The organism is Cupriavidus basilensis, from assembly GCF_000832305.1.
Taxonomy (GTDB): Bacteria; Pseudomonadota; Gammaproteobacteria; order Burkholderiales; family Burkholderiaceae; genus Cupriavidus; species Cupriavidus basilensis_F.
Window position 1 is genome coordinate 754770 of sequence record NZ_CP010536.1, and the last position, 22739, is coordinate 777508.

Below are 22739 nucleotides of genomic sequence, written 5' to 3' on the forward strand. Positions count from 1 at the left end.
TGGCGCACGGCTTTGGCCTGTTTGACGGCTTTGGCCCGCTCGACGGCTTCGGCTAGTGGCGCCGGTTTGACACCAGCATCACTGCTCCAGCTTGATGTTCTGCACCTTCACCAGCGTCTTCATCTTCTCGAATTCCTTCTTGATCTCCGCCGCATGCTCTGCCGGGGTGTTGCCCGAAGGTTCCGCGCCGGCAGTGCGCAGGCGCTGCTGGAAGTCCTTGTCCTGCAGCGCCTTGACCGCGGCTTCGTTCAGCTTCTTGATGACTTCGTCGGGCGTGCCGGCCGGGGCCACCAGGCCGTACCAGGCCGGGTCGTTCGGCTCCTTCAGGCCGAGTTCGCCGAAGGTCGGCACGTTCGGCAGGGAGTCGATGCGCTTGTTCCATGCCACCACGATCGGGCGCAGCTTGCCGGCCTTGATGTAGGGCATCGAGGAGGGCAGGTTGTCGACCATGATCGGCACCTGGCCGGCCAGCACGTCGTTCAGCGCCGGGCCCGCGCCGCGGTAGGGGATATGGACCATGAAGGTCTTGGTCGAGACCTTGAACTGCTCGCCCAGCATGTGGCCGAAGGCGCAGGTGCCGGAGGTCGCGTACGAATACTTGCCCGGGTTGGCCTTGAGCACCGCCAGGAACTCCTTGTAGTCCTTGGCCGGGAAGTTCGGGTTGACCGCGATGACGTTGGCCACGTTGGCCAGGTTGGTGACGGGCTTGAAGTCCTTGATCGGGTCGTACGACAGCTTGGGATTGCAGGCCGGGTTGACGGCCATGGTGGAGACCGTGGAGATGCCGATGGTGTAGCCGTCGGGCGCAGCCTTGGCGATGGCGTCGGCGCCGATCGAGCCGCCCCCGCCGGCGCGGTTTTCGACCACCACGGGCTGGCCCAGGATGCGGCTCATCTGGTCGGCCGCGCCACGGCCCACGATGTCCGTCGTGCCGCCGGGCGCAAACGGGATGATCAGCCGGATCGGCTTGGTCGGGAAGCTTTGCGCCTGCGCCGCGCAGGCTGCTGCTGCCAGGCCAAGGGCCAGGGCGATTTTGCTGGTTTGCATGAGATCGTGTCTCCCGTCAAAGGACCGGGCGGGGATATCCGCCCAAGGTAAAGAACGCCGGCGACGCATCCGCGGTGGCGGGGCTTTGAAGCCGGCGGCGTGAGTTCTGGCGGGCGAGCCTGGAGGCCGCCCGGGGGCTAACCGCCCAGGAGCCCGCGCTTGAGATCCCGGTCGACCGGATGGTCGCCAAGGAAGATGCGCAGCACGGCCTGGTAGAAATCTTCGCCCGGGATCGGCTTGCCGCGCGGCGTGCCGTTGATGGCGACCACGGTGCCGCCATCGGGCGAAAAGTCAAAATTGATCACATCGCCCTTGCGAGCGGTGCCCATCTGCTCCATGGTCTGGCGCAGCTGGAGCAGGCGCTCGGACAGCCTCTGGAACTGGACCTCGCTGTGGTTTTCGCGGATTCCTTCGTTCAGCGCCTTGATAAAGGCATCGGATGGCACCTCGCGCAACGGCCGGATCTGCAGGCGCTTGGGACCGTGGGCGCCCAGCACCACGGTCGCGTTGCGCGCCTTCTCCGGCAGGTAAAGGGCGGCCACATAGCCCTTGATGATGAACATCGAGCGCAGGCCGGTGCCGTTGAGCTGCAGTTCCTTGCCGCCGACCCGTGTGGCGTCGTCGATCCGCATGCCCTCGATTTCGTTGGCGCGCGCGGGCTCCGGCGCCATGGCCAGGGCGGCGCCCACGCAGAGGGTGAGCGCCAGCAGGCCTGCGCGGCGGACGAGCGGTTCGCACGCGAACGGGGTACGACGGGAAAACATAAAGGCTGGACGGTACGACGGAACGTGCCATAGTCCACGATTTCTGAAACAATACCAATCGGTATCTGCCCTAGGCTGCACTTGGCGTGCGCGGCGGCCATCACAATAACTAGAACGAACCGATGTCTTCTGCTCTCCTGTTGGTGCCGGATTTCAGCCTGATCCTGATCGGCTGGCTGCTGGTGCGCTATTCCCCGTTCGACCGCGCGTTCTGGGCTGGGGTGGAGCGCCTGGTGTACTTCGTGCTTTTCCCCGCGCTACTGTTGCAGTCCACCAACAGCGCCAGATTCGATTTTTCCTCCACGTCGGCCATGCTCGGCCTGGCGTTGTTGACCACCGCCTTCGGCATGGTGGGCGGCTATGCCGTCAAATGGACGATGCGGCTGGCGCCGCTCGATTTCGCCTCCGGCCTGCAGACCGCATTCCGCTTCAATTCCTATATCGGGCTGGCGCTGGCCTCGCGCCTGGGCGGCAGCGAGGGCCTGGCCATGATGGCGGTGATCGTCGGCTGCACGGTGCCGCTGTGCAATGTGGCCGCGGTATGGGCGCTGGCCCGTCACGGCGAGACCCGCCTGTGGCGCGAGCTGGCGCGCAACCCGCTGATCCTCGCTACCGCAGGGGGCTTGCTGACCAACCTGGCGGGCCTGCACCCGCCCGAGGTGGTGGGCATGACGCTGGCCCGGCTGGGCTCCGCATCCACCGCGCTGGGGCTGATGACAGTTGGCGCGGGCCTGCAGATGAGCGGGGTGACGGGGGCGGTCGGGCCGGTGGCGTGGTGGAGCGGCGTCAAGCTGGTGGCCATGCCCTGCTTTGCCTGGGCGGTGGGGCGCTTGCTGCCGCTGACCGAGCTGCAGTCGCAGATCGTGGTGCTGTTCGCCTCGCTGCCGACCGCGTCGAGCGCCTATATCCTGGCCGTGCGCATGGGCGGCAACGGGCCGATGGTGGCGGCGACGATCTCGGTGATGACCGTGGCGGCCATCGTCACCACGCCGTTCTGGCTGTCGCTCGTCAGTTAGCGGGCGCCTGGGCCAGCGCCCAGTCGATATGCTCGCGCACCAGCGGGCTGGCCTCGGCCTGGCGCGCGCCGAGCGCCGCGCGGATGCGCGTGGCCAGCGCCGTGTCGCCGCTGGCGACGGCCGCGCGCAGGCTGTTGCCCAGCCCTACCGCCAGGTTGCGCAGCCAGCGTTCATGGCCGATGCGGCGGATCGGGCTGCCTTCCAGCCGCTGGTTGAATTGCGCCTGCGTCCAGCCGAACAGCTCGGCCATGTCGGGCGCGTCCAAGCCATTGCGCACGTCGAAGTCCGGCAACGTGGCACGGTGGGCGAACTTGTTCCACGGGCAAGCCAGCTGGCAGTCGTCGCAGCCGTACACGCGGTTGCCCATTGGCGCGCGCAGTGCCTCGGGGATGGCGCCCTTGTGCTCGATGGTCAGGTAGGAGATGCAGCGGCGCGCGTCGATCCGGTAGGGCTCCAGGATGGCCTGGGTCGGGCAGATATCGATGCAGCGGCGGCAATTGCCGCAGTGGCCGGGTTCCGGCGCGTCGGCGGGGAAGGGCACATCGACCAGGATCTCGCCGAGGAAGAACATCGAGCCGCCATCGCGGTCGAGCAGCAGCGTGTGCTTGCCGCGCCAGCCCAGCCCGCCCTGCGCGGCCAGCGCCACCTCCATCACCGGCGCCGAGTCTGTGAAGACACGATAGCCGAACGGGCCGATGGCGGCTTCGATGCGGCTGGCGAGCTGCTGCAGGCGGTTGCGCAGCACCTTGTGATAATCGCGGCCCCGCGCGTAGAGCGAGACCACGGCGGTGGCGGGGTCGTCGAGCCGGGCGAGTTCATGGGCGCGCCAGTCGTGCGGGCCCGCGGCGCTCAGGTACGGCATGCGTGCCACGATGGCGCGCACCGTGCCCGGCACGAGTTCGGCGGGACGGGCGCGCCGCAAGCCGTGGTTCGCCATATAATCCATGTCGCCGTGGTAGCCCTGCGCCAGCCACGCCAACAATCCTGCTTCAGCCCGGCTCAGATCCACGTCGGCAATGCTGAGCGCATCGAAGCCGAGCTCCGTGCCCCAGGCCCGGATCGAGCCCACCAGCGCCTCCAGCCCGGCGGCGTCCGTGCCTGCATGCACAACGGACGACGCCAAGGGCGGCGCAAGGCCAGGCGCCGCCCCGTGGGCGGCGCTGCTGGCAGGAGGGGGCGAGGCGGTTGGCGCCTGGGCTGCTCGGTCGATCATTCCCGAATTGTACGCAATGCCCCTGCTCCAAGAACGCACACTCAACCTGCCCGACGAAGCGGCCACCGCCCGGCTGGGCGCGGCGCTGGCCGAGGCCGTGCGCAACCTGCCGCCCCAGGCCGTGCACCTGCAGCTCTCGGGCGACCTTGGCGCCGGCAAGACCACGCTGTCGCGCGCCATCCTGCGCGCGCTAGGCCACGCGGGCAAGGTGCGCAGCCCCACCTACACGCTTTGCGAGCCGTATTCGGTCACGCGTGCCGATGGCTCGCCGCTGACCGCCTACCACTTCGACTTGTACCGATTCGCCGATCCGGAGGAATGGGTCGACGCCGGTTTTCGTGATTGTTTTGCCGAACCGGCCGTGAGCCTGGTGGAGTGGCCGGAGAAAGCCGGGCGCTTGCTTGGGGAACCGGACCTGCACTTGTTGCTCCAATCGGACATCAGCGACGCCGACGACGCGGCCGAACGCCGTATCGTTACGCTTCGTGCCTATACTCAGACTGGACTTATCCTGCTTTGCGCATGCTGATCAAGCGACTCGCCACCGACCGACCCGACGATATCCAGCTGGCCCGCCGCAAATGGCTGGCGCAGTGCCTCAAGGCCGGCGCCGGCAGCGTGGTGCTCACGCTGGCCGGGCCACAGATCGCCTTTGGCGCCGGCATCGTCGCGGTGCGGGTCTGGCCCGCCGAGGAATACACCCGCGTCACCATCGAATCCGATGAGCCGCTAGCCGCCGTCCACCAGATGATCCACGGCCCCGACCGGCTGGTGGTGGACATCGATGGCCTCGATCTCTCGCCCACCCTGCGCGAGCTGGTGGCCAAGATCACCTCCAACGATCCCTACATCCAGACCGTGCGCGTGGGCCAGAACCGGCCGCGCGTGGTGCGGCTGGTGTTCGACCTGAAGGAAAACGTCTCGCCGCAGGTGTTTACGCTGGCGCCGATTGGCAGTTACCGCAACCGCCTGGTGTTTGACCTGTATCCCGTCAACCCGCCGGATCCGTTGTGGACGCTGGTGCGCGACACCGAGGACAAGCAGCGCAGGTTTGCCGCCACGCAGCCCCCGGCCGGCGCGGACGGCGTGTCCGGCGCGCCTGCCTCCGGCGAGGAAGACGCCATTGGCGCACTGGTGCGCAAGTTCGAGGGCAAGGGCGCCAACCCGGTGCCGGCCCTGCCGCCGATGGCAGCCGTCAAGCCCAGGCCGCCGGCGCCTTCCTCGCCAGCGCTGCCATCGGCACCGCCGCTGGCGCAGAACAGCCCGCCTGCGGCCCTGCCTGCCAACAACCCGCCGGCGGACCGCTCCTTCAAGATGCGCCGCCTGCTGACCGTCGCGATCGATCCCGGCCATGGCGGCGAGGATCCGGGCGCCACCGGCGCGTCCGGCTCGCGCGAGAAAGACGTGGTGCTGCAGATCGCGCAGCGGCTGCGCGCCAAGATCGACTCCCAGCCCAATATGCGCGCCATGATGACGCGCGACGCGGACTTCTTCGTGCCGCTCAACGTACGCGTGCAGAAGGCGCGCCGGGTGCAGGCCGACCTGTTCGTGTCCATCCACGCCGATGCCTTCCTCTCGCCGGAAGCCAAGGGCGCCTCGGTGTTCGCCTTGTCCGAGCGCGGCGCGTCCAGCACCGCCGCGCGCTGGATGGCCAACAAGGAGAACGCCTCCGACCTGATCGGTGGCGCCAACATGGGCAACAAGGATGCGCAGGTGGCGCGGGTGCTGCTGGACTTGTCCACGACCGCGCAGATCAACGACAGCTTGCAGGTGGGCAAGGCTGTGCTGGCTGAGATCGGCGGCGTCAACCGGCTGCACAAGGGCAGCGTGGAGCAGGCGGGCTTTGCCGTGCTGAAGGCGCCGGATATCCCGTCGATCCTGGTCGAGACCGCTTTCATCAGCAATCCCGAGGAAGAGCGCAAGCTCAACGACGAGAGCCACCAGGAGCAACTGGCCAACGCCATCCTGCGTGGCATCAAGAACTACTTCGCGCGCAATCCGCCGCTGGCGAAGAATCCGTCGGTGTAAGAGGCGGCGCCTGAAAACAAAACGGCCGGCAACATCGTTGCCGGCCGTTTGCCGTGCGGCGCGCTGACACTCAGGCGCGGGCGGTAGCCCCGTCGGGCAGCGCGTCGCGGCTGGCGTAACGCGAGGCAATCACCGAGCACACGATCAGTTGCAACTGGTGGTAGACCATCAGCGGCAGCACCAGCAGGCCCAGCGCCGGATGGCCGGCAAACAGGATCTTGGCCATCGGGATGCCGTTGGCCAGGCTTTTCTTGGAGCCGCAGAACACCGCGGTGATCTCATCTTCCACCGAGAAGCCGAGGCGGCGCGCCGTGAAGGTGGTGGTGGCCAGGATCACCACCAGCAGCACGGCGGCGAGCGCCATGACGGCCCCGATGGTTTCCCAGCTGTACTTGTGCCACAGGCCGGCGGCGGTGGCGTCGCAGAACGACGAATACACGATCAGCACGATCACGCCGCGGTCGATCTTGTTGGTGATCTGCTTCTTCTTGGCCAGCCAGCTGCCGATCAGCGGGCGGGCCAGCTGGCCGAGCGCGAACGGCAGCAGCAGTTGCAGCGCCACGCCGGTCAGCGCCTTGCCCAGCGGCATAGAGGCGCCGCTGGCGCTGATCACCAGGCCCATCAAAAGCGGCGTGACGGCCATGCCGATCAGGCCCGAGATGGTGGCATTGAAGATCGCGCCGGGCACGTTGCCGCGCGCCATCGAGGTCATCGCCACGGACGACGACACGGTGGACGGCAGCGCGCACAGGTAGAACACGCCCAGCAGCAGCTCGGCGGGCAGCATGTTGCGCAGGCCAAACATCAACGCCAGCCCGACCACCGGGAAGACGATGTAGGTGAAGCTCTGCACGAACGCATGCAGGCGCCAGTGGCGCGCGCCGGCCACCAGCTTGTCGCGCGACAGCGCGGCGCCGTGCAGGAAGAACACCAGGGCCACGCCCAGGTTGGTGACCATGCCCAGGTGCAGCGGGCCGTCGCCGGCGCCGATTTGCGGGGCCAGCAGCGCGATGCCGATGGCGCTCAGCATGATCAATACGAACCCGTCGATCAGGTCGTAGATTTTCTTGAAGGGTGAGAGGATGGCGGACATGACAGCAAGGTTGGATAAGGGCTTCGCCTGGTATTGGACGCCACCGAAGCCTAGAATGCAAATTCATTTATCGCATCCATTCATCTCATAAACGCATGAATTACACATTGCGCCAGTTGCGCGTCTTCCTCGCTGTGGTCGGGCATGGCAGTTTCAGCCGTGCCGCGGACGCTGTTGGCCTGACGCAGCCCGCGGTCAGCCGGGGTGTTGCCGAGCTGGAAGAGGCACTTGGCGTGCGCTTGCTCGACCGCACCACGCGGGAGGTGGTGGTGACCGACGCGGGGCAGGCCCTGGCGCCTGCCATCGAGCGCCTGCTTGGCCAGCTGGACGATACGCTGGAAGAAACGCGTCAGCTTGGAGAGCGCTATCGTGGCCGGGTCGTGATTGCCAGCGCACCCACGATCTCCGCGCGGCTGATGCCGCTGTATGTGTCGACCTGCGCGCGCCAGTATCCGGATATCCGCCTCAGCGTGCGCGACAACGTGCAGGCCGATGGCCTCGAACAGATCCGCGCGGGGGCTGTGGACTTTGGCGTATTGATCGATCCGTTGGCGCATGAAGGCTTGACCATCGCGCCGCTGGCCACCGATCCGTTTTGCTTCGTGTGCCGGCGTGATCACCCGCTGGCCAATGCCGACTCGGTGCCGTGGTCCGCGCTGGACGGCATACCGCTGGTGCTGCTGGATTTCGCCTCGGGCAGCCGGCCCCTGATCGACCGCATTTTCGCCAGCCATGGCGTGGCGCCCAGCGTGGTGCAGGAGCTGGGGCATTCAGCCAGCGTGTTTGGCATGGTCGAGGCCGGCATCGGCGCTTCGGTCCTGCCCTCGTTCTCGCTGCCGTTGCCGGCGGCCTCTCCTCTGGTCTGGCGGCCGCTCACGCCGCGCGAGGAGCGGCGCATCGTCATGGTCTGCCGGGAAGACCGCTCCCTGTCGCCCTCGGCCGCCGCCGTGTGGCAGATGGTACAGAGCCTGCCATTGCCGGCCGAACCGGCCATGCCGCAATGACGGGCGCCCGCCTGGCTTAGCGGTTTGGCGGCTTAACGGCTTAGCGGCTTAACGGCTTAGCGGCTTAACGGCTTAACGGCTTAACGGCTTAACGGCTTAACGGCTTAGCCGCGCGTCGCCGTGACCATCACCGCTTCCAGTGCAAAGCTGCCGTCGGCCTTGACGAGGTAGTGGTCGCGTACTTCCGCCGGCGCCAGTTGCCACAGGTGCTGGATGGCGGCTACCGCCACGGGCGGCGTGCGCATGCGCTGCACCCAGGTGGCGAACTCCAGCTCGATGCGCCAGGCCGGCGAAACGCTGGCCGTGAAGCCCGCCGTCTCCAGCATCGCTTTCCACTCGGTACCGGTGTAGTCACGGATATGCGACGGGTCGCGCAGCAACTCCACCGATTGCAGCCAAGTGTCGGGTAGCGGGTCGTCCGAGCCGGCGATATCGATCAGCACGACCTTGCCGCCCGGCTTGAGCACCCGGTACATCTGCGCCAGCGCCGCCGGCACATTGCGCCAGTGGTGCGCGCTCATGCGCGAGATCACCGCGTCGAAGCTGGCATCGTCGAAGGGCAGCGATTCCGCGGCGCCCTGGCGGGTGCGGATGTTCGCCAGTCCCTTGTCGCGCGCCGCGCCTTGCACGACCGCCAGCATTTCCGCGGACAGGTCGTAAGCCGTCACTTGCGCCGCGACCCCCGCTGCGGCAAAGCTGGCGTGGCCCGCGCCGCATCCCAGGTCGAGCACCTGCGCCGCCGGCAGCACCGCCAGTTCCTGTGCAAGCTGCTGCAGGTCCGCGCCCTGGGCGTGGACCGCGCTGGTGAGGTAGGCGCTGGCGGTGGCGCCGAACTGGGCGGCAACGAGTTCTTGTTGTTGCATGTGGCACTCCTGGCGGCAATGGCCGCTAGTGGGTTCTGGTGACCGGGGACCTTTGGATTGGTCATGGGGGCTTGCCCGCGCAACGGGTTCGACGTACTGTAGCAGCCTGTTTTCCCGGTACAAGTCAGGGTTTTATCCTGGTATAAAACGCACCAGCTTTTGCCTGGCTATCCGCATTGCCCGCTCAGCCCTCCATGACAGAATACGCGCCCCCCGATCCCGCCAGGCCACACGAACTGACGCGCGAAGCCGTGCTGGGCCGCTTCCTGCGGGCGCACCGCGAGCGCCTGGCCCCCGCCGAAGTCGGCCTGGCCCCCGGCCGGCGGCGGCGCACGCCGGGCTTGCGCCGCGAGGAGCTGGCGCAGCTCGCCGGCCTGAGCGCCACCTGGGTGACGTGGCTGGAACAGGGCCGGCCGGTGGCGCTATCGGCCCGCGCGCTGGCCAGCCTGGCAGGCGCACTGCGGCTGTCGCGCGCGGAACGGGCCTACCTGTTCGAGCTGGCTGGACGGCGCGACCCTATGCAGGCGCAGGACGAACACGCGCCGGCAGCAGTCCTCGCCAGCGTGGAGGCCATCAACGGCCCGGCTTACCTGCTGGACCGGCAATGGAGCGCGCTAGCCTGGAATGCCGCCGCCGCCGACCTGTTCGTGGGCTGGCTCGATCCCGCCAGCGAAGACCGCAACCTGCTGCGCAGCATGTTTTTATCGCCGGGTTTGCAGGCATTGGTGGAGGACTGGCCGCACCGGGCGGCGCGGCTGGTGTCGGAGTTTCGCGCGCACAGCATCCGCCATGCCGACGATCCGCCGATGCGCGCGCTGGTGGAGGGGCTCATTGCGCAGAGCCCGGTGTTCCGGGCCGACTGGCTGTCGCAGGATGTGGAAGAGCGGCAGGGCGGGCGCCGCGGCTTTCAGCATCCATTGCGCGGGCTGTTGCATTTCGAGCAGCTCACGCTGGTGCCGGCCGCCGCGCCGGGCCTGACGCTGGTGATGCTGATGCCGGCGTGAAACCTGCCGGCAAAGGCCAGGACGGCGTTACTTCGGCTGCATGCGGATGGCGCCGTCGAGCCGGATCACTTCGCCGTTGAGCATGGTGTTGGCAATGATGGATTCCACCAGCTTCGCGTACTCGGCCGGGCGCCCCAGGCGTGGCGGGAACGGCACCATCTTGCCGAGCGCGTCCTGCACCTCCTGCGGCATGCCCAGCAGCATCGGCGTCTCGAACAGCCCCGGGGCAATCGTCATGCAGCGCACGCCGTCGCGCGACAGGTCGCGCGCGATGGCCAGCGTCATGGCGACCACGCCACCCTTGGAGGCCGCGTAGGCGGCCTGCCCGATCTGGCCGTCGAAGGCCGCCACCGACGCTGTATTGATGATCACGCCACGCTCGCCTTGCGCGTCGGGCGTGTTCTGCACCATGGCCGCGGCAGCCAGCCGGATCATGTTGAAGGTGCCGATCAGGTTGACGCGGATGGTCTTGTCGAAGGCGTCGAGCGGGTGCGGGCCGTTCTTGCCCACCGTCTTGTTGGCGGTGGCAATGCCGGCGCAATTGACCAGCCCGGCCAGGCGGCCCAGCGTGGTGGCTGCCGCCACGGTGGCTTGCCCGTCGGCCTCGCTGCTGACGTCGCAGCGCACGAACTTCCCGCCCAGCTCGGCGGCCAGCGCGGTGCCGGCGGCTTCGTTAAGGTCGGCGATCACAACCTTGCCGCCCGCGGCGGCCAGCATGCGGGCGCTGCCCTCGCCGAGCCCGGAGGCGCCGCCGGTGACGATAAATACGTTGTCGCGGATTTCCATCTTTGTCTTCCTCGCTTGGATGTGTGGTCTTCTGGTTTTCTGGCGCTGCAGATACGGCATGTTGGCATAACGTTTACGTAAACGTCAATTCGGCAGTGCCATCAAGGCGGACGGCGGCGGCAATAAAAAAGGCGACCCGAGGGTCGCCTTTTCCACCTGCAGCGCCGGATGCGCGTGGCTTACTTCAGTGCTTCGAACACACGCGAAGTGATGTCTTCCACGCTGCCAACGCCCGCGATCTTGCGGTACTGCGGCGGTGCCACCTTGGCGGCGGCGTCGCCATTGGCGGCCCACTTGGAGTAGTAATCCACCAGCGGACGGGTCTGCTGGGAGTAGACGTCGAGGCGCTTCTTGACGGTCTCTTCCTTGTCGTCGTCGCGCTGGATCAGCGCTTCGCCGGTGGTGTCGTCCACGCCTTCCACCTTGGGCGGGTTGTACTTGACGTGGTAGGTGCGGCCCGATGCCACGTGCACGCGGCGCCCGCTCATGCGCTCGATGATGGCATCGAAGGGCACGTCGATTTCCAGCACGTAGTCGATCGCCACGCCGGCTTCCTTCATGGCCTCGGCCTGCGGAATGGTGCGAGGGAAGCCATCGAACAGATAGCCGTCCTTGCAATCGGCCGCCTGCAGGCGGTCCTTGACCAGGCCGATGATGATGTCGTCCGACACCAGGCCACCTGCGTCCATCACCTTCTTGGCGGCCACGCCTAGCGGCGTGCCAGCCTTCACCGCGGCGCGCAGCATGTCGCCAGTGGAGATTTGGGGGATGCCGAACTTCTCGCAGATGAACTGGGCTTGCGTGCCTTTGCCGGCGCCAGGCGCGCCCAACAGGATCAAACGCATTACGGGTCCTCAGAGTTTTGAATCTTGTATGGCAGGGGGAATGGAAGGAGGGTAACGCCGAAACTTGACGCGAGGCTTACCAACGCCGTCGGGACGGCGCGCCTCAGGTCGGAGTCTGGTCTGTTGACGGCCGGCACGCTGACGCCTCTGCCGCTGGCGGCGGGCGGGTACCGATCGGGCTCACTTTTCATCTCCCCACCGAGCCTTGGCCGGGCGCCCGGGCGCCCGACGGCTCTGTATCGTCAAGCATTATGCCATGAGGCGGCGCGAAATCGGCTTGCCGCTGCGCTGACATCTGTCATGACTTATGTCGTAAGTCATACGATGACCGCCGCTGCCGGTGGCCGTCGCGAAGTGCGCTCAGGGGCCTTCCTGCGCCATGGCTTGCGCCCACAGCGCACGCACGCGGTCCAGGTCGGCCTGCGTGTCGACGCCCGGCGCGGGCACAGCCGCCGTTTCCAGCACGCCGATGCGCTCGCCATGCCACATCGCGCGCAGCTGCTCCAGGGCCTCCGTCTGCTCCACCGGCGACAGCGCCAGCGTGGGAAATCGCCGCAGGAATCCGGCGCGGTAAGCATACAGGCCAATGTGGCGCAATACCGGCATGGCCGGCAAAGCCACCTGGGCGGTGGCCGCCGCCGCGGCCGGAACGCCCGCCCAGGCGTCGCGGGCCCAGGGGATCGGCGCGCGGGAGAAATACAGCGCGCGGCCGGCGGCATCGCACACCACTTTCACCACATTGGGGTTGAACACCTCGGCAACTTCGCTGATCGGATGCGCGGCGGTGGCGATGGCGCAATCGGCATGGTGCGCCAGGTGCAGCGCCACCTCGTCGATCAGGCTGGGCTCGATCAGCGGCTCGTCGCCCTGCACATTGACCACGATGGCGTCGTCCGGCAGGCCTAGCAATGTCGCCACTTCGGCTAGGCGGTCGGTGCCCGAGGGGTGATCGGCACGCGTGATCACGGCTTCGATGCCATGCGCCGCGCAGGCTGCCGCCACTTCGGGTGCGTCGGTGGCGACCACCGTGCGCTGCGCCGACGAGGCATGGGCGCGCTCGGCCACGCGCACGATCATGGGCTTGCCGCCGATATCGGCCAGCGGCTTGTTGGGCAGCCGGGTGGAGGCCAGGCGCGCCGGGATGACGACGGTAAAAGCGGGCAGCGACATGGTGCGAGCCGCTTATTCCGGCGAGACCAGCCGGCCCGGCACGGTCTGGCGTGCTTCATCGGCCAGCATGATGGGAATGCCGTCGCGGATCGGATAGGCCAGTTTGTCGACCTGGCAGATCAGTTCCTGGGCGGCGCGGTCATGTTCCAGCTTGCTCTTGCACAGCGGGCAGACCAGGATTTCAAGCAGCCGGTTGTCCATCTCGGGTTTCCTTGGTGTGGCCGGCGGCGGTCGCGGCGCCCGGCGCTGCGGGAGCGGCCTGGGCATGCGCGGCGACGGCGCGGCGAATTTTTTCGATCAGGCCCGCGTCGATCACGGGCGTGGTGGGGACGACCCAGATCCGCGGGTCCAGCGGGTCACTGAGGCGCTCGCATTTTACGGCATCCTTCTCGGTGATCAGGATCGCATCGGCCGCCTGCGCGACAGGATCGCCGGCGAACGGGTCTTCGGCGAAGTCGTAGTGGTCCGGCAGCGGCATGGTGTCCGGCGCGAGGCCGGCGGCGCGCAGGCTGGCGAAGAAGCGCTCGGGGTTGCCGATGCCGGCGGCGGCCAGCACGCGCTGCCCGGCAAATGCCGACAGCGGCTTGGCCATGGCTGGGTCGGCCAGTTGCCAGGCATCGTCCAGCACCAGGCGCATGCCATAGACATCCGGCTGGCCCGGGCTGGGGCGGAAGTCCGGGTCGTTGATCAGTGTGGCGTCGCGATGCCGCGAGAGCGATTCGCGCAGCGGGCCGGCCGGCAGCAGCAAGCCGTTGCCGCCCATGCGCGAATCGAACATCACGATCTCGAAGTCGCGTTGCAGCTTGTAGTGCTGCAGGCCATCGTCGAGCAGCAACACGTTGATGCCGGGATGCGAGACCAGCATGGTCTGCGCGCACAGCGCCCGGTCGGGGAAGACCCAGACCGGCACGTCGGTGGCGCGCGCGATCAGGAGCGGCTCGTCACCCACGTCCTTGGCCTGCGAGGTGGGCTTGACCCGGCGCGGATGCTTGAGCTTGACGCCGTAGCCACGCGAGACCACGCCCGGGCGCAGGCCGGACTCGGCCAGCGCGTGGGCCAGCGCGATCACCGCGGGGGTCTTGCCGGTGCCGCCCACGGTCACGTTGCCGACCACCACCACCGGCATCGGCAGGCGTGTCGAGCTGTACCAGCCGCGCCGGTATGCCAGGCGCCGCCAGGCGCTGACCAGGCCAAACACCCACGACAGCGGCAGCATCAGCCAGGCGAACCAGCCGCGGCGTTGCCACTGGGCGGTCACGAAGTCGGCAAGGGCGTTGCGGGGAGCGGGCATGGGCGTGGTAGGCAGGGCTGGGCGGTAATGCTGCGTTGAAAGGAACAGGGGTGGGGCCGGGGACGGTAGCACGGCGCGCCGGCGCGATGGCGTCATCGCCGCATCGCGGCATCGCCTCATGGCGGAGGGGCGCAAGCGAGCTACCCAGCCATTATGGGCACCTTGCGGCGCCCGCCGCAAGGTGCGTGCATCCTCGCGCCGGGCCGCTCAGCGCGCCTGTGAGCTTTGCGTGGCGAAGGTCAGGCGGGGCAGCCCGGCCAAGCGGGCCGCTTCCATGACGTTGATCACCGACTGATGCGTGGCCTGCGCATCCGCATTGACGATCAGTACGGGCGGCTGGCCATCGGCCGGGCCGGCTACCTCGCGCAGGCGCTGGGCCAGGCTGGTCACGTCCTGCTGGTCCATGACCTGCTTGTTGATCGAATAGACACCCTTGGCGGAGACGGATACCACGATCTCGCCGGGGCGCTGCTGCGCCTTTTCGGCGTCGGCGGTCGGCAGCTGGATCTGCAGCTCGGTATAGCGCGAGTACGTGGTCGTGATCATCAGGAAGATCAGGATCACGAGCAGGACGTCGATCAACGGGATGAGGTTGATCTCCGGTTCTTCACGCCGCTGGCGGGATCGGAAGTGCATGGCGTATCAGGCGCGGCGCTGCGGCAGGATGGCGTCCAGGAAGGCGGTGGCGCGAAATTCCAGCTCGGCCACGTAGTCGTCCACGCGCCGGCGGAAGTAGCGCCAGAAGATCAGTGCTGGAATCGCGATGATCAGGCCGAAGGCGGTGTTATAGAGCGCCACCGAGATGCCATGTGCAAGCTGCTCCGGGCTGGCGCCGGCGCCGCCCTGGCTGCCGAAGATCTCGATCATGCCGATCACGGTGCCCAGCAGGCCCATCAGCGGCGCCACCGAGGCGATCGTGCCGAGTGCGTTCAGGTAGCGCTCCAGCTCGTGTGCCACGGCGCGCCCGGCTTCCTCGACCACTTCCTTGGCGGCATCGCGGGACGTATGGGGCTGCAGCACCACATGGCGCAGGCCAGCGGCCAGCACGCGGCCCAGCGGGGAGTCCTGCTCCAGCGTGTTGACCACCTCCGGCGTGGCGCGGCGCTGGTGCGCTACCGACAGGGCTTCGTCGTACAGCTTGGGCGGCAGCACCTTGCTGCGCTTCAGGCTGAGGAAACGCTCGACGATCAGCGCCAGGGCGATGACCGAGGCGAGCAACAAGGGCCAGATCGGCCAGCCGGCAGCTTGAATGATGGAAAACACGTGGAACCCCGAGTCAACGGCTTGTGTGCTCATGCCAGGCGCCGCGGCCGTGCGCGCGCTGGCCATGTTCGAAAATGTTCGAAAAAATCAGGCGCCACTCTAACCCGCAGCACGGGGCGGGGCAAGACGCAGCATCGCGGTGTGTCTGCCGCGCATCGTGCGTACGCGGCGCTGGAGGGGGGCGACTGGCGGGATGTCCACATGGAACAGGGACAGTGCTGTGGATGAATTGTGGACAGAGGGCTGACAAGGCGGTCAACTCACTGATTAATAATGAAAAATTGTATGTCGCTTAAAAAATGGGCAAGCGGTGAGTGACGAGGACATCCTCTAGGCGGGCGCGAACCGCTCAAAACCGGAGTCCGGTCTATCCACATTAAAACAGGACAGTGCTGTGGACCGTTTGTGGACAGACGCCGGAAAAGAAAGCTAAGTCATTGATTGGAAAGGCAGGTATACGTGGTGCCTAAATAATGTGCAGGGCACGCCAGATGGGCTTCGCGGGGGCCTCCGACGTCCCGTGAAGGAAAAAATCCCGCCATGTCTCCCCCTTTCCACATTCCGCCGGGACAGTCTTGTGGACGGGTTGTGGAAAACTATCTGAGAAGCCACTTAAGTCATTGATTAAAAAGCGCTTCATGGATGCTGATTAAAAAACGGGCAACGGCCGTTTGCACGGTGTTTTCCAGTCTCCGCGCTCGTGCTCAGGACATGGCCATGCCATGTCGCGGCAAGGAGGCCTTGGGGTCTCTTTTGGCCGCCGGATGGGCACTCCGGCGGGCAGGAAATAGTTTTCCACAGAAAATGCGTTCTACCCAAGGTTGTCCAGAGTTCCTGTGGATAACTTTGTGAACAAGCCGGGGGGGCGGCCGGTAAGTGTTTGACGCATAAGGGGTTTGCTTACATTGCCTAAAAAATAAGACAGCCGAAAGCGCATAAGAATCAAAGGCTTGTGTCAAGTCATGCGGCTTTGCGGGGTTATTGCCTCCCCCACTCCAAGAGACTTGACAGACCAGTTATGCTGTGGACATGTCAATTCCACGCCGCTTGCCCGGCCGTGCGCCATGTCAGAACCGCTGAATTTTTCGCGTGAAACCCAGCCTATGGCCCCTCCCGGGGCGCGTGAGGCGATTCCCGTCGGAGAGCTGAACCACGCGATCGCCCAGGTACTGGAACGTAGTTTCCCGCTGACCTGGGTCCGGGGCGAAATCTCAAATTTCACACGCGCCGCCAGCGGCCACTGGTATTTCTCGCTCAAGGATGCGCGCGCGCAGATCCGCTGCGTGATGTTCCGCGGGCGCAACCAGCATGTCGACTTCACGCCGCGCGAGGGCGAGGCGGTCGAGGTGCGGGCGCTTGTATCCATGTATGAGGCGCGCGGCGAGTTGCAGCTCGGCGTGGAGGGCATGCGCCGCGCCGGCCTTGGCAATCTGTACGAGGCATTCCTGCGCCTGAAGGAAAAGCTCTCGCAGGCCGGGCTGTTCGCGCCCGAGCGCAAGCGGCCGCTGCCGGTCCACGCCCGCACCATTGGCGTGATCACCTCGCTGCAGGCAGCGGCCCTGCGCGACGTGATCAGCACGCTGCGCCGGCGCGCCCCGCATGTGCCCGTCGTGGTTTACCCGGTGCCGGTACAGGGCGCCGGCGCCGCGGTGAAGATCGCCGCCATGATCGACACCGCCAGCGAGCGCAACGAATGCGATGTGTTGATCCTGTGCCGCGGCGGCGGCAGCATCGAGGACCTGTGGTCGTTCAATGAGGAGAGCGTGGTGCAGGCCATTGCGCGCTGCGCCGTGCCGGTGGTCTCCGGCGTGGGCCACGAGACCGATTTCACCATCGCCGACTTCGTTGCTGACGTGCGCGCGCCCACGCCCACCGGCGCCGCTGAGCTGGTCAGCCCGGACCGCAGCCATATGCTGCTGCAAGCCAGCCGCGCGCGCGACGCGCTGGCCCAGTGCATGCAGCGCCAGCTCGACCGGCGCGCCCAGAACCTTGACTGGCTGGCCCGCCGCCTGCGCAGCCCGCAAGCGCAGCTGCAGGAGCGCCGCCTGCAGATCGACAACCTCATGCGTCACTTGCGCTCAGCGCTGCGCGATACCGTGGCCGCCCAGCGGCACCGCCAGCAGGTGCTGGCCATGCGCTGGGCGGCTGGCCGGCCTGACCTGGCCCTGGCCCAGGCCGAGTTGCGCCGCACCGCGCTGCGCCTGCGCGATGCCACGCAGCGCCAGGTTGAGCGCGCCGGCCAGCGCTGGCAGCGTGCCGCCGGCACGCTCGAGGTGCTGGCGCCGCAGCGCACCCTGGAGCGCGGCTATGCTGTGCTGCTGGACCAGCGCGGACGCGCCTTGCGCTCGCCGTCGGAGCTGCGCGCGGGCACCGTGATCGAAGTCCACCTGGCCGAAGGCGTGGCCGATGCCAGCCTCGCCAGCGTTCAGCCCCGGCTGGTGGAACGCTAAGCCCGGCGCGCGCCGGCGGGCCGCCGACAGCGCTTGCATATCGATCAAACTAATATGAGCAAAGGGGCTTTGTTTGCCGCGTTTGCGCGGGTATGGCAAGTCCCCTACAATCGACAATTCCTGATCTTCAACCCCACAGAAAGAGACAGAACAATGGAACATACTCTCCCCCCGCTGCCTTACGCTCATGATGCGCTCGCTCCGCACATCTCCAAGGAGACCCTGGAGTTCCACCACGACAAGCACCACCAGACCTACGTCACTAACCTGAACAACCTGATCAAGGGCACCGAGTTCGAAAACTCGACGCTCGAAGAGATCGTCAAGAAGTCCTCCGGCGGCATTTTCAACAACGCCGCGCAGGTGTGGAACCACACCTTCTACTGGGACTCGCTCAAGCCCAACGGCGGCGGCCAGCCGACCGGCGCGCTGGCTGATGCCATCAACGCCAAGTTCGGCTCCTTCGACAAGTTCAAGGAAGAATTCACCAAGACCGCGGTCGGCACCTTCGGTTCGGGCTGGGCCTGGCTGGTGAAGAAGGCCGACGGTTCGCTGGACCTGGTCTCGACCTCCAACGCCGCTACCCCGCTGACCACCGACGCCAAGCCGCTGCTGACCTGCGACGTGTGGGAACACGCTTACTACATCGACTACCGCAATGCCCGCCCGAAGTATGTCGAGGCATTCTGGAACGTCGTGAACTGGGACTTCGCCAGCAAGAACTTCGCTGGTTGATTCAGCGGTTGCTGCTACACAAGACGTTGAAGAAAGCCCCTGGATTCAGGGGCTTTTTTTTGTCTCGATGGGGGACCCGCGCCGGCGATGGCGGCGCTACCCACGCCGGCGATAGCGGCAGTCGCTCGAAGCAATACGTTCTGGTGTCTCCGGGCTTACTCAAAAATGCATGGGACGATGCACTCCCCGAACGGTTGGAAGATCACGAATTGTCCTGCGCCCAGCGCTCCACCAGCTCGGCGGGGATTGCCTGGAACACTTCATCGAAGCGCTTGCCGGTCAGCCGCTCGGCTTGCCTGAGCAGTAGCGCTACGGGGCTGCTGGGTTCATGCAGTTCGAACCATTGACGAGCGGTGCGCACGCCGGCCAAGGCGGCATCGCGGTCCCGCGGCATGTCGGCGGCTGCATGCCCGGTGGCCGCCATAGGGCCAAAACCACCTGCGGCACCGTCGCCTGTCGAGGCCGCGATGCTCAAATCGGGCAGCGGCGGGGCGGCGGCCGCGACATTGCCCGTCATCGTGCCGAGCAGCTTGAGCAGCGGGCTCAGGTCAGGGCGGTCGTGCTGGAGGTTGGCTTTCGCCCAGCCGTCGATGGCAGCGGCATATCCCGCGGCTTCGTCCAATGCGAGGAGGGCGGGGCTGTGCTGCTGGCGCAGATCCTGCAATTGCAGGCGCACCGATTCCGGCGCCGGGGCGTCCACGGGCCGTGGCACACCGAGCGAACGCTCGACGTCCCGGACCTGCAGCCGAAGCGCGGCATTGCCCGTGATCGTCAACGCCCGCACGTCCCGCATCAGCCCTTCCGGGTCGGCCAGCGCGGCCAGTGCGTTGGCGCGCATGGCAGGATCGGCTTCGTCATCGACCATCAACTGCGGATGGATCGCATCCGGCCATTTCGTCAGCAGTTGCGCCAGCGCCTCGAGGCCGTCTCTCAGCCCGGCCGTCTGGGCTAGCCGGGTACGGCACCGCAGCTGCAGCACCAAAATGCGGATGTCGCGCGTTCGCAAGAGCAGGCGCCGGCAGTCGCGCTCCAGCTCGGCCCAGTTGCAGGCTTCCGGCTCACTGACGAAGTCGCCGTACTGTGCATCCGCCTTCGGAGCGGCCTTGGCCAGAAGCACGACGAATTCAGGGTCGTACTCCAGGTCATCGCCGCATGGCCCGTCGGGAGAGACCGGTTCCAGCAGCTCTGGGAAGGGAAATTCAGGTCTTGGCGCCGGTACGGGCCTGGTTTTGGCTTTCATGGTCAATGTGTCGCGTAGTGTTCGGGCTCGAACACCATGCCGGTGATGGCGCGGCTGCGATCCGGTTCGCCCAGCCATGTCGACCAGCCCAGGCGTTCCTGTGAGCCCAGGATGGCAGGTGGCGCCGAGTCAGGGATCACCTGCAGCTCGGCTTCCCAAACGAATTCATGGCCTACGAAGGCGCGCACCCATTCAATGAGCGTCGGAAGGTCCCGGCCGTTGGGCGTAAAGTTCAGGTACTGCTGCAGCCCGAGCGGACCGATCACCAGGCGGAACTTGTGCTGGCGGTCCGGTACCATCTCGCCAAGCATGGCGCCTTGCCCCATGACGCTTGGGGCGCCCGGATGCCCCAGGCGGCTGTGCTCGGCCGGATCGATGGCGATCCAGTGCAGCACATATTCTTCCAGCCTGACGGATACCCCGAAGAAGTGCGAGAGCGTGGCTGCAATGCCATCGGGATTGCGTGCTTCGCGCACCTGATGCGCACCGGCGGCGAGCCGCGCGTGCGGGGGCAGGGGACTGTGCGCGATCTCTTCGGCTTCGTTGCCCGTCAGCCAACCGATATAGCGGGAGAACACCTCGTCGTCGCGCCGATCGAGGCCCGCCGCGGCTTGCGAGCCGGCCCAGGCACGGTAGAACTGCGTGAAAGCGCGATGGTGGAACAGATCCAGGAAATCGGCGGTGGTGCTGTCCCGGTGTGTTTCACTGCGCTCCCGTACGATTTCCGTCAGGTGGATCGGCAGTGCCCCGTTCGGCCCCAGCATGCCCAGGCCAAACAACTGCACCTTGAGCCGGCCAGGCAGCGGCTGCACCTGCGCGATCTCGCGGGGCGCGAAGGTGAGCGCGGCCTGCTGGCCAGCCCGGAATGGCTCGTCGCGCGGGCGGCTGGCTCGCCCGATCGGGGGCAAGCCAGGGTGCCGGGCGGACAGATGCCGCAGGAGCCCCAGAAAGCTCAGCTTCCACGGCGCCTGGCCGGCGTAGCTTCCCGGTGGCGCCGTGGCCGTTAGCGCTGGCGGCGCATTGTCGTCGTGTCCTTTGAACATGGCTACACGGCGCTACGGCCGCCCATGCGCACGGGCCAGCGATGCACCAGGCCGCGTTGCATCGAGTGCAGTTCGGTCTGCGTGAAGACGTTGACCGACACGTGACGCGCCAGGAAATGCTCCAGCACCACGCCGAACAGGTATGGGCTGATGCCGGAGAAGCCGCCTTCGTCCACGGTAAGCTGGCACCGGATACCACGGCCGTAGATCAACGGGCCGTTGCCCGGCAACCGTCTCATGACCGGCTCCACCTTCGAGCCGATCAGGCTCTGGATCTGCGCCTGGTGCGCCAGATCGTCGCTCGCCACGAAAAGCCGCAGCATGTCACGCAGCCCCTGGCCGCCTGAGCGATGCTCCAGGTCGGTCAGCGACAGGTAGTTGAAGCCCAACAGCCGAATCAGGCGCCAGGCCATTTCGCCGTCCGCGTAAGGTGGCCGAGGTGCCGACGGCGCGCGGATCAGCCCGATCCCGTCCACGGGGATGGATGCCGCCGGGGTCAGGTCGTGCAGGCCATTGCGCGGTACCAGATTGGGCAGGTCGCGATTGGTGACCAGTGACTCCACCGACAGGTAGCGCAAGGTGTCCGGGTAAGGGGCCTCGTGCTGGTCCACCAGCGACACGAACAGCTCGGTGCCGACGTATGCGGTGCGGGTGCCGTACTTGCGAGCCTGCTCCGAGATCAGCCGGCGCTCGCGCCGCAGGGAAAAGTAACGGCCGTGATTGCCCTCGTCACTGTTCAGCGTGGCAAAGAGCGGCTGGAAGGCGATGCTGGCACTGTGCTCGGACTTCTGTCCGGAGAGCTGTTTGACGGCGTAGATTTCGTAGTCGAGCGGATGCTGTCGGTCGGCGACCAAATGGAAGTCGGTGCGCCCGGGCGTGATCTCGATGCGATCGGTGCGTTTTGGGAACAGATTGACCACCGGTGTGCAAAAGAGCGCGAACTGGTCCCGGTCGACCTGGCTGATCAGATTGCCGGGCGGCGTTGACAGCAGCACGACGATCTCGGCTTCCTTGCCGCGGATCTGGCCGAACCCTTGCGCCAGCTTGTTGAGACCGAAGAAGTAGAAGCGTTGCGGGCACGCGAAATATTCATGCAACAGGTTGTGCCCAAAGAAGTTGTTCCACGGCAACGGCAGCGCACCCTCGCCCGGACCCATGCCCACATAGCTGACGGCATCCTCTGTCACCGCGCAGGGGCGTTCGCTCATGGCGCCGGGTTGTCCGATCAGCGTGGCGACGCTGGCGCTGTGCAAGAGTTCGAACAGGTGCGAGGCGATCTGGTCGTCCCCGCACAGATAGACCGGCAGCTGGTCCAGGCCGGGCAATTGATCGAAGGTGGCATCGTGCGTGCAGCGCAGGCGTAGGCGCAGCGCTCCCTGTACCGTCAGGTGGGCAGGCACATAGCGCTCCAGCCCGCGAATGTCCGGTGGAATGCCAGTGAGCCGGGCTTCGGCGATTTCGAGCGGCCACAGCGTTAGCGGTTGCGTGGTCCTGAATTGGCAGGCCGTCTTCTCGCCCGGCGCCGGCGCGGCATCGACCTGCGCGCCGCGCGGCACCTCCACGCCACGGGCAAAATCGCCCGCGACCCGGCTGGGGCGGAACTGTGCGACAGCAATCGACGGCGTCGGCGCAACGTAGTTCGGGTAGACCACCTCCAGCAGCCGCTGCGTAAAGCGCGGAAACTCCGCATCGAGCTTGATCTGGGTGCGCGCCGACAGAAAGCAGAACGCCTCGATCAGGCGTTCCACATAGGGGTCGGCCACCTCGGTGCCATGCATGCCCAGGCGCCTCGCCACCTTCGGGTGCTGATTGGCGAATTCCCCGGCCAGCTCGCGCATGTAGACGAGCTCGCGGTTGTAATAGTCGAGCAGTTGCGGATCCATG

At 66.7% G+C, this 22739-nt stretch carries 22 protein-coding genes; 7 read left to right on the forward strand and 15 right to left on the reverse strand.

Annotated features, from left to right (window positions below):
* Positions 1-78: 78 nt before the first annotated feature.
* Both RR42_RS03390 and RR42_RS03395 read right to left on the reverse strand, forming a co-directional pair.
* Entirely contained in the window at positions 79-1047 is a 969-nt protein-coding gene (locus RR42_RS03390) for a tripartite tricarboxylate transporter substrate binding protein BugE (protein ID WP_043344018.1), read from the reverse strand.
* A gap of 137 nt (positions 1048-1184) precedes the next feature.
* A complete protein-coding gene (locus RR42_RS03395) occupies positions 1185-1811 on the reverse strand; it encodes a chalcone isomerase family protein (protein WP_419188871.1) in 627 nt (208 codons plus the stop codon).
* Positions 1812-1933: 122 nt separating this feature from the next.
* Here RR42_RS03395 and RR42_RS03400 point away from each other — a divergent pair, with 122 nt between their 5' ends.
* Positions 1934-2827 (forward strand): AEC family transporter, encoded by an 894-nt coding sequence (locus RR42_RS03400; protein WP_043344021.1) that lies wholly within the window; start codon positions 1934-1936, stop codon positions 2825-2827.
* Here RR42_RS03400 and queG read toward each other — a convergent pair.
* Complete coding sequence (queG, locus tag RR42_RS03405; RefSeq protein ID WP_043344024.1) at positions 2820-4040, reverse strand: tRNA epoxyqueuosine(34) reductase QueG; 1221 nt, start codon at positions 4038-4040, stop codon at positions 2820-2822. The genes RR42_RS03400 and queG overlap by 8 nt on opposite strands.
* Before the next feature lie 16 nt (positions 4041-4056).
* On the opposite strand from queG, the gene tsaE reads away from it, so the two are divergent.
* Together tsaE and RR42_RS03415 are read left to right on the forward strand one after the other, a co-directional pair.
* Positions 4057-4569: a tRNA (adenosine(37)-N6)-threonylcarbamoyltransferase complex ATPase subunit type 1 TsaE gene (tsaE, locus tag RR42_RS03410; RefSeq protein ID WP_043344026.1), complete on the forward strand. Its 513-nt coding sequence runs from the start codon at positions 4057-4059 to the stop codon at positions 4567-4569.
* A complete protein-coding gene (locus tag RR42_RS03415) occupies positions 4563-6068 on the forward strand; it encodes an N-acetylmuramoyl-L-alanine amidase (RefSeq protein WP_043344027.1) in 1506 nt (501 codons plus the stop codon). The genes tsaE and RR42_RS03415 overlap by 7 nt, the downstream gene beginning before the upstream one ends.
* Before the next feature lie 70 nt (positions 6069-6138).
* Here the strand turns inward: RR42_RS03415 and RR42_RS03420 are convergent, their stop codons facing one another.
* On the reverse strand, positions 6139-7161 hold the full coding sequence (locus RR42_RS03420; RefSeq protein ID WP_043344030.1) for a bile acid:sodium symporter family protein: 1023 nt from the start codon (positions 7159-7161) through the stop codon (positions 6139-6141).
* A 95-nt stretch (positions 7162-7256) separates the two neighbouring features.
* Here RR42_RS03420 and RR42_RS03425 point away from each other — a divergent pair, with 95 nt between their 5' ends.
* The gene (locus RR42_RS03425) at positions 7257-8165 is read left to right on the forward strand and encodes a LysR family transcriptional regulator (RefSeq protein WP_043344033.1); all 909 of its coding nucleotides are present in this window, start codon (positions 7257-7259) and stop codon (positions 8163-8165) included.
* Positions 8166-8269: 104 nt separating this feature from the next.
* Here RR42_RS03425 and RR42_RS03430 read toward each other — a convergent pair whose 3' ends face one another.
* Entirely contained in the window at positions 8270-9028 is a 759-nt protein-coding gene (locus RR42_RS03430) for a class I SAM-dependent methyltransferase (protein ID WP_043344035.1), read from the reverse strand.
* Between the two features lie 194 nt (positions 9029-9222).
* Between RR42_RS03430 and RR42_RS03435 the strand changes: the two genes are divergently transcribed.
* Positions 9223-10032, forward strand: coding sequence for a helix-turn-helix transcriptional regulator (locus RR42_RS03435; protein ID WP_043344037.1), 810 nt, complete (start codon positions 9223-9225; stop codon positions 10030-10032).
* Positions 10033-10059: 27 nt separating this feature from the next.
* On the opposite strand, the gene RR42_RS03440 is transcribed toward RR42_RS03435, so the two are convergent.
* The 7 genes from RR42_RS03440 to RR42_RS03470 form a co-directional block, all read right to left on the reverse strand.
* Entirely contained in the window at positions 10060-10818 is a 759-nt protein-coding gene (locus tag RR42_RS03440; RefSeq protein ID WP_043344040.1) for a 3-hydroxyacyl-CoA dehydrogenase, read from the reverse strand.
* A 179-nt stretch (positions 10819-10997) separates the two neighbouring features.
* The gene (adk, locus tag RR42_RS03445) at positions 10998-11663 is read right to left on the reverse strand and encodes an adenylate kinase (RefSeq protein WP_043344041.1); all 666 of its coding nucleotides are present in this window, start codon (positions 11661-11663) and stop codon (positions 10998-11000) included.
* A 360-nt stretch (positions 11664-12023) separates the two neighbouring features.
* A complete protein-coding gene (kdsB, locus tag RR42_RS03450; protein ID WP_043344044.1) occupies positions 12024-12833 on the reverse strand; it encodes a 3-deoxy-manno-octulosonate cytidylyltransferase in 810 nt (269 codons plus the stop codon).
* Between the two features lie 12 nt (positions 12834-12845).
* Positions 12846-13034, reverse strand: coding sequence for a Trm112 family protein (locus RR42_RS03455; protein WP_043344047.1), 189 nt, complete (start codon positions 13032-13034; stop codon positions 12846-12848).
* Entirely contained in the window at positions 13015-14124 is a 1110-nt protein-coding gene (gene lpxK, locus RR42_RS03460; protein WP_043344049.1) for a tetraacyldisaccharide 4'-kinase, read from the reverse strand. Before lpxK ends, RR42_RS03455 begins: the two co-directional genes overlap by 20 nt.
* Positions 14125-14331: 207 nt before the next feature.
* The gene (locus RR42_RS03465; protein WP_043344052.1) at positions 14332-14760 is read right to left on the reverse strand and encodes an ExbD/TolR family protein; all 429 of its coding nucleotides are present in this window, start codon (positions 14758-14760) and stop codon (positions 14332-14334) included.
* Between the two features lie 6 nt (positions 14761-14766).
* The gene (locus tag RR42_RS03470) at positions 14767-15387 is read right to left on the reverse strand and encodes a MotA/TolQ/ExbB proton channel family protein (RefSeq protein ID WP_043351300.1); all 621 of its coding nucleotides are present in this window, start codon (positions 15385-15387) and stop codon (positions 14767-14769) included.
* 1064 nt (positions 15388-16451) lie between these two features.
* Between RR42_RS03470 and xseA the strand changes: the two genes are divergently transcribed.
* Positions 16452-17837 carry an exodeoxyribonuclease VII large subunit gene (gene xseA / locus RR42_RS03475; RefSeq protein WP_043344055.1) on the forward strand — a complete coding sequence of 462 codons (1386 nt, stop codon included), beginning with the start codon at positions 16452-16454 and terminating at the stop codon, positions 17835-17837.
* A gap of 153 nt (positions 17838-17990) precedes the next feature.
* On the forward strand, positions 17991-18572 hold the full coding sequence (gene sodB / locus RR42_RS03480; protein WP_006157940.1) for a superoxide dismutase [Fe]: 582 nt from the start codon (positions 17991-17993) through the stop codon (positions 18570-18572).
* A 202-nt stretch (positions 18573-18774) separates the two neighbouring features.
* On the opposite strand, the gene RR42_RS03485 is transcribed toward sodB, so the two are convergent.
* The 3 genes from RR42_RS03485 to tssF are packed head-to-tail and all read right to left on the reverse strand — an operon-like array spanning position 18775 to position 22738.
* Complete coding sequence (locus RR42_RS03485) at positions 18775-19812, reverse strand: ImpA family type VI secretion system protein (RefSeq protein WP_043344058.1); 1038 nt, start codon at positions 19810-19812, stop codon at positions 18775-18777.
* 2 nt (positions 19813-19814) lie between these two features.
* Entirely contained in the window at positions 19815-20855 is a 1041-nt protein-coding gene (tssG, locus tag RR42_RS03490) for a type VI secretion system baseplate subunit TssG (RefSeq protein WP_043344061.1), read from the reverse strand.
* A 2-nt stretch (positions 20856-20857) separates the two neighbouring features.
* Positions 20858-22738: a type VI secretion system baseplate subunit TssF gene (tssF, locus tag RR42_RS03495; protein ID WP_043344065.1), complete on the reverse strand. Its 1881-nt coding sequence runs from the start codon at positions 22736-22738 to the stop codon at positions 20858-20860.
* Position 22739: the final 1 nt, after the last annotated feature.

Excerpts from the sequence above, each read along its gene's own strand:
- RR42_RS03390 (WP_043344018.1), bottom strand. The coding sequence starts at position 1,047 with ATGCAAACCAGCAAAATCGCCCTGGCCCTTGGCCTGGCAGCAGCAGCC.
- RR42_RS03395 (WP_419188871.1), bottom strand. The coding sequence starts at position 1,811 with ATGTTTTCCCGTCGTACCCCGTTCGCGTGCGAACCGCTCGTCCGCCGC.
- RR42_RS03400 (WP_043344021.1), top strand. The coding sequence starts at position 1,934 with ATGTCTTCTGCTCTCCTGTTGGTGCCGGATTTCAGCCTGATCCTGATC.
- queG (WP_043344024.1), bottom strand. The coding sequence starts at position 4,040 with ATGATCGACCGAGCAGCCCAGGCGCCAACCGCCTCGCCCCCTCCTGCC.
- tsaE (WP_043344026.1), top strand. The coding sequence starts at position 4,057 with ATGCCCCTGCTCCAAGAACGCACACTCAACCTGCCCGACGAAGCGGCC.
- RR42_RS03415 (WP_043344027.1), top strand. The coding sequence starts at position 4,563 with ATGCTGATCAAGCGACTCGCCACCGACCGACCCGACGATATCCAGCTG.
- RR42_RS03420 (WP_043344030.1), bottom strand. The coding sequence starts at position 7,161 with ATGTCCGCCATCCTCTCACCCTTCAAGAAAATCTACGACCTGATCGAC.
- RR42_RS03425 (WP_043344033.1), top strand. The coding sequence starts at position 7,257 with ATGAATTACACATTGCGCCAGTTGCGCGTCTTCCTCGCTGTGGTCGGG.
- RR42_RS03430 (WP_043344035.1), bottom strand. The coding sequence starts at position 9,028 with ATGCAACAACAAGAACTCGTTGCCGCCCAGTTCGGCGCCACCGCCAGC.
- RR42_RS03435 (WP_043344037.1), top strand. The coding sequence starts at position 9,223 with ATGACAGAATACGCGCCCCCCGATCCCGCCAGGCCACACGAACTGACG.
- RR42_RS03440 (WP_043344040.1), bottom strand. The coding sequence starts at position 10,818 with ATGGAAATCCGCGACAACGTATTTATCGTCACCGGCGGCGCCTCCGGG.
- adk (WP_043344041.1), bottom strand. The coding sequence starts at position 11,663 with ATGCGTTTGATCCTGTTGGGCGCGCCTGGCGCCGGCAAAGGCACGCAA.
- kdsB (WP_043344044.1), bottom strand. The coding sequence starts at position 12,833 with ATGTCGCTGCCCGCTTTTACCGTCGTCATCCCGGCGCGCCTGGCCTCC.
- RR42_RS03455 (WP_043344047.1), bottom strand. The coding sequence starts at position 13,034 with ATGGACAACCGGCTGCTTGAAATCCTGGTCTGCCCGCTGTGCAAGAGC.
- lpxK (WP_043344049.1), bottom strand. The coding sequence starts at position 14,124 with ATGCCCGCTCCCCGCAACGCCCTTGCCGACTTCGTGACCGCCCAGTGG.
- RR42_RS03465 (WP_043344052.1), bottom strand. The coding sequence starts at position 14,760 with ATGCACTTCCGATCCCGCCAGCGGCGTGAAGAACCGGAGATCAACCTC.
- xseA (WP_043344055.1), top strand. The coding sequence starts at position 16,452 with ATGTCAGAACCGCTGAATTTTTCGCGTGAAACCCAGCCTATGGCCCCT.
- sodB (WP_006157940.1), top strand. The coding sequence starts at position 17,991 with ATGGAACATACTCTCCCCCCGCTGCCTTACGCTCATGATGCGCTCGCT.
- RR42_RS03485 (WP_043344058.1), bottom strand. The coding sequence starts at position 19,812 with ATGAAAGCCAAAACCAGGCCCGTACCGGCGCCAAGACCTGAATTTCCC.
- tssG (WP_043344061.1), bottom strand. The coding sequence starts at position 20,855 with ATGTTCAAAGGACACGACGACAATGCGCCGCCAGCGCTAACGGCCACG.
- tssF (WP_043344065.1), bottom strand. The coding sequence starts at position 22,738 with ATGGATCCGCAACTGCTCGACTATTACAACCGCGAGCTCGTCTACATG.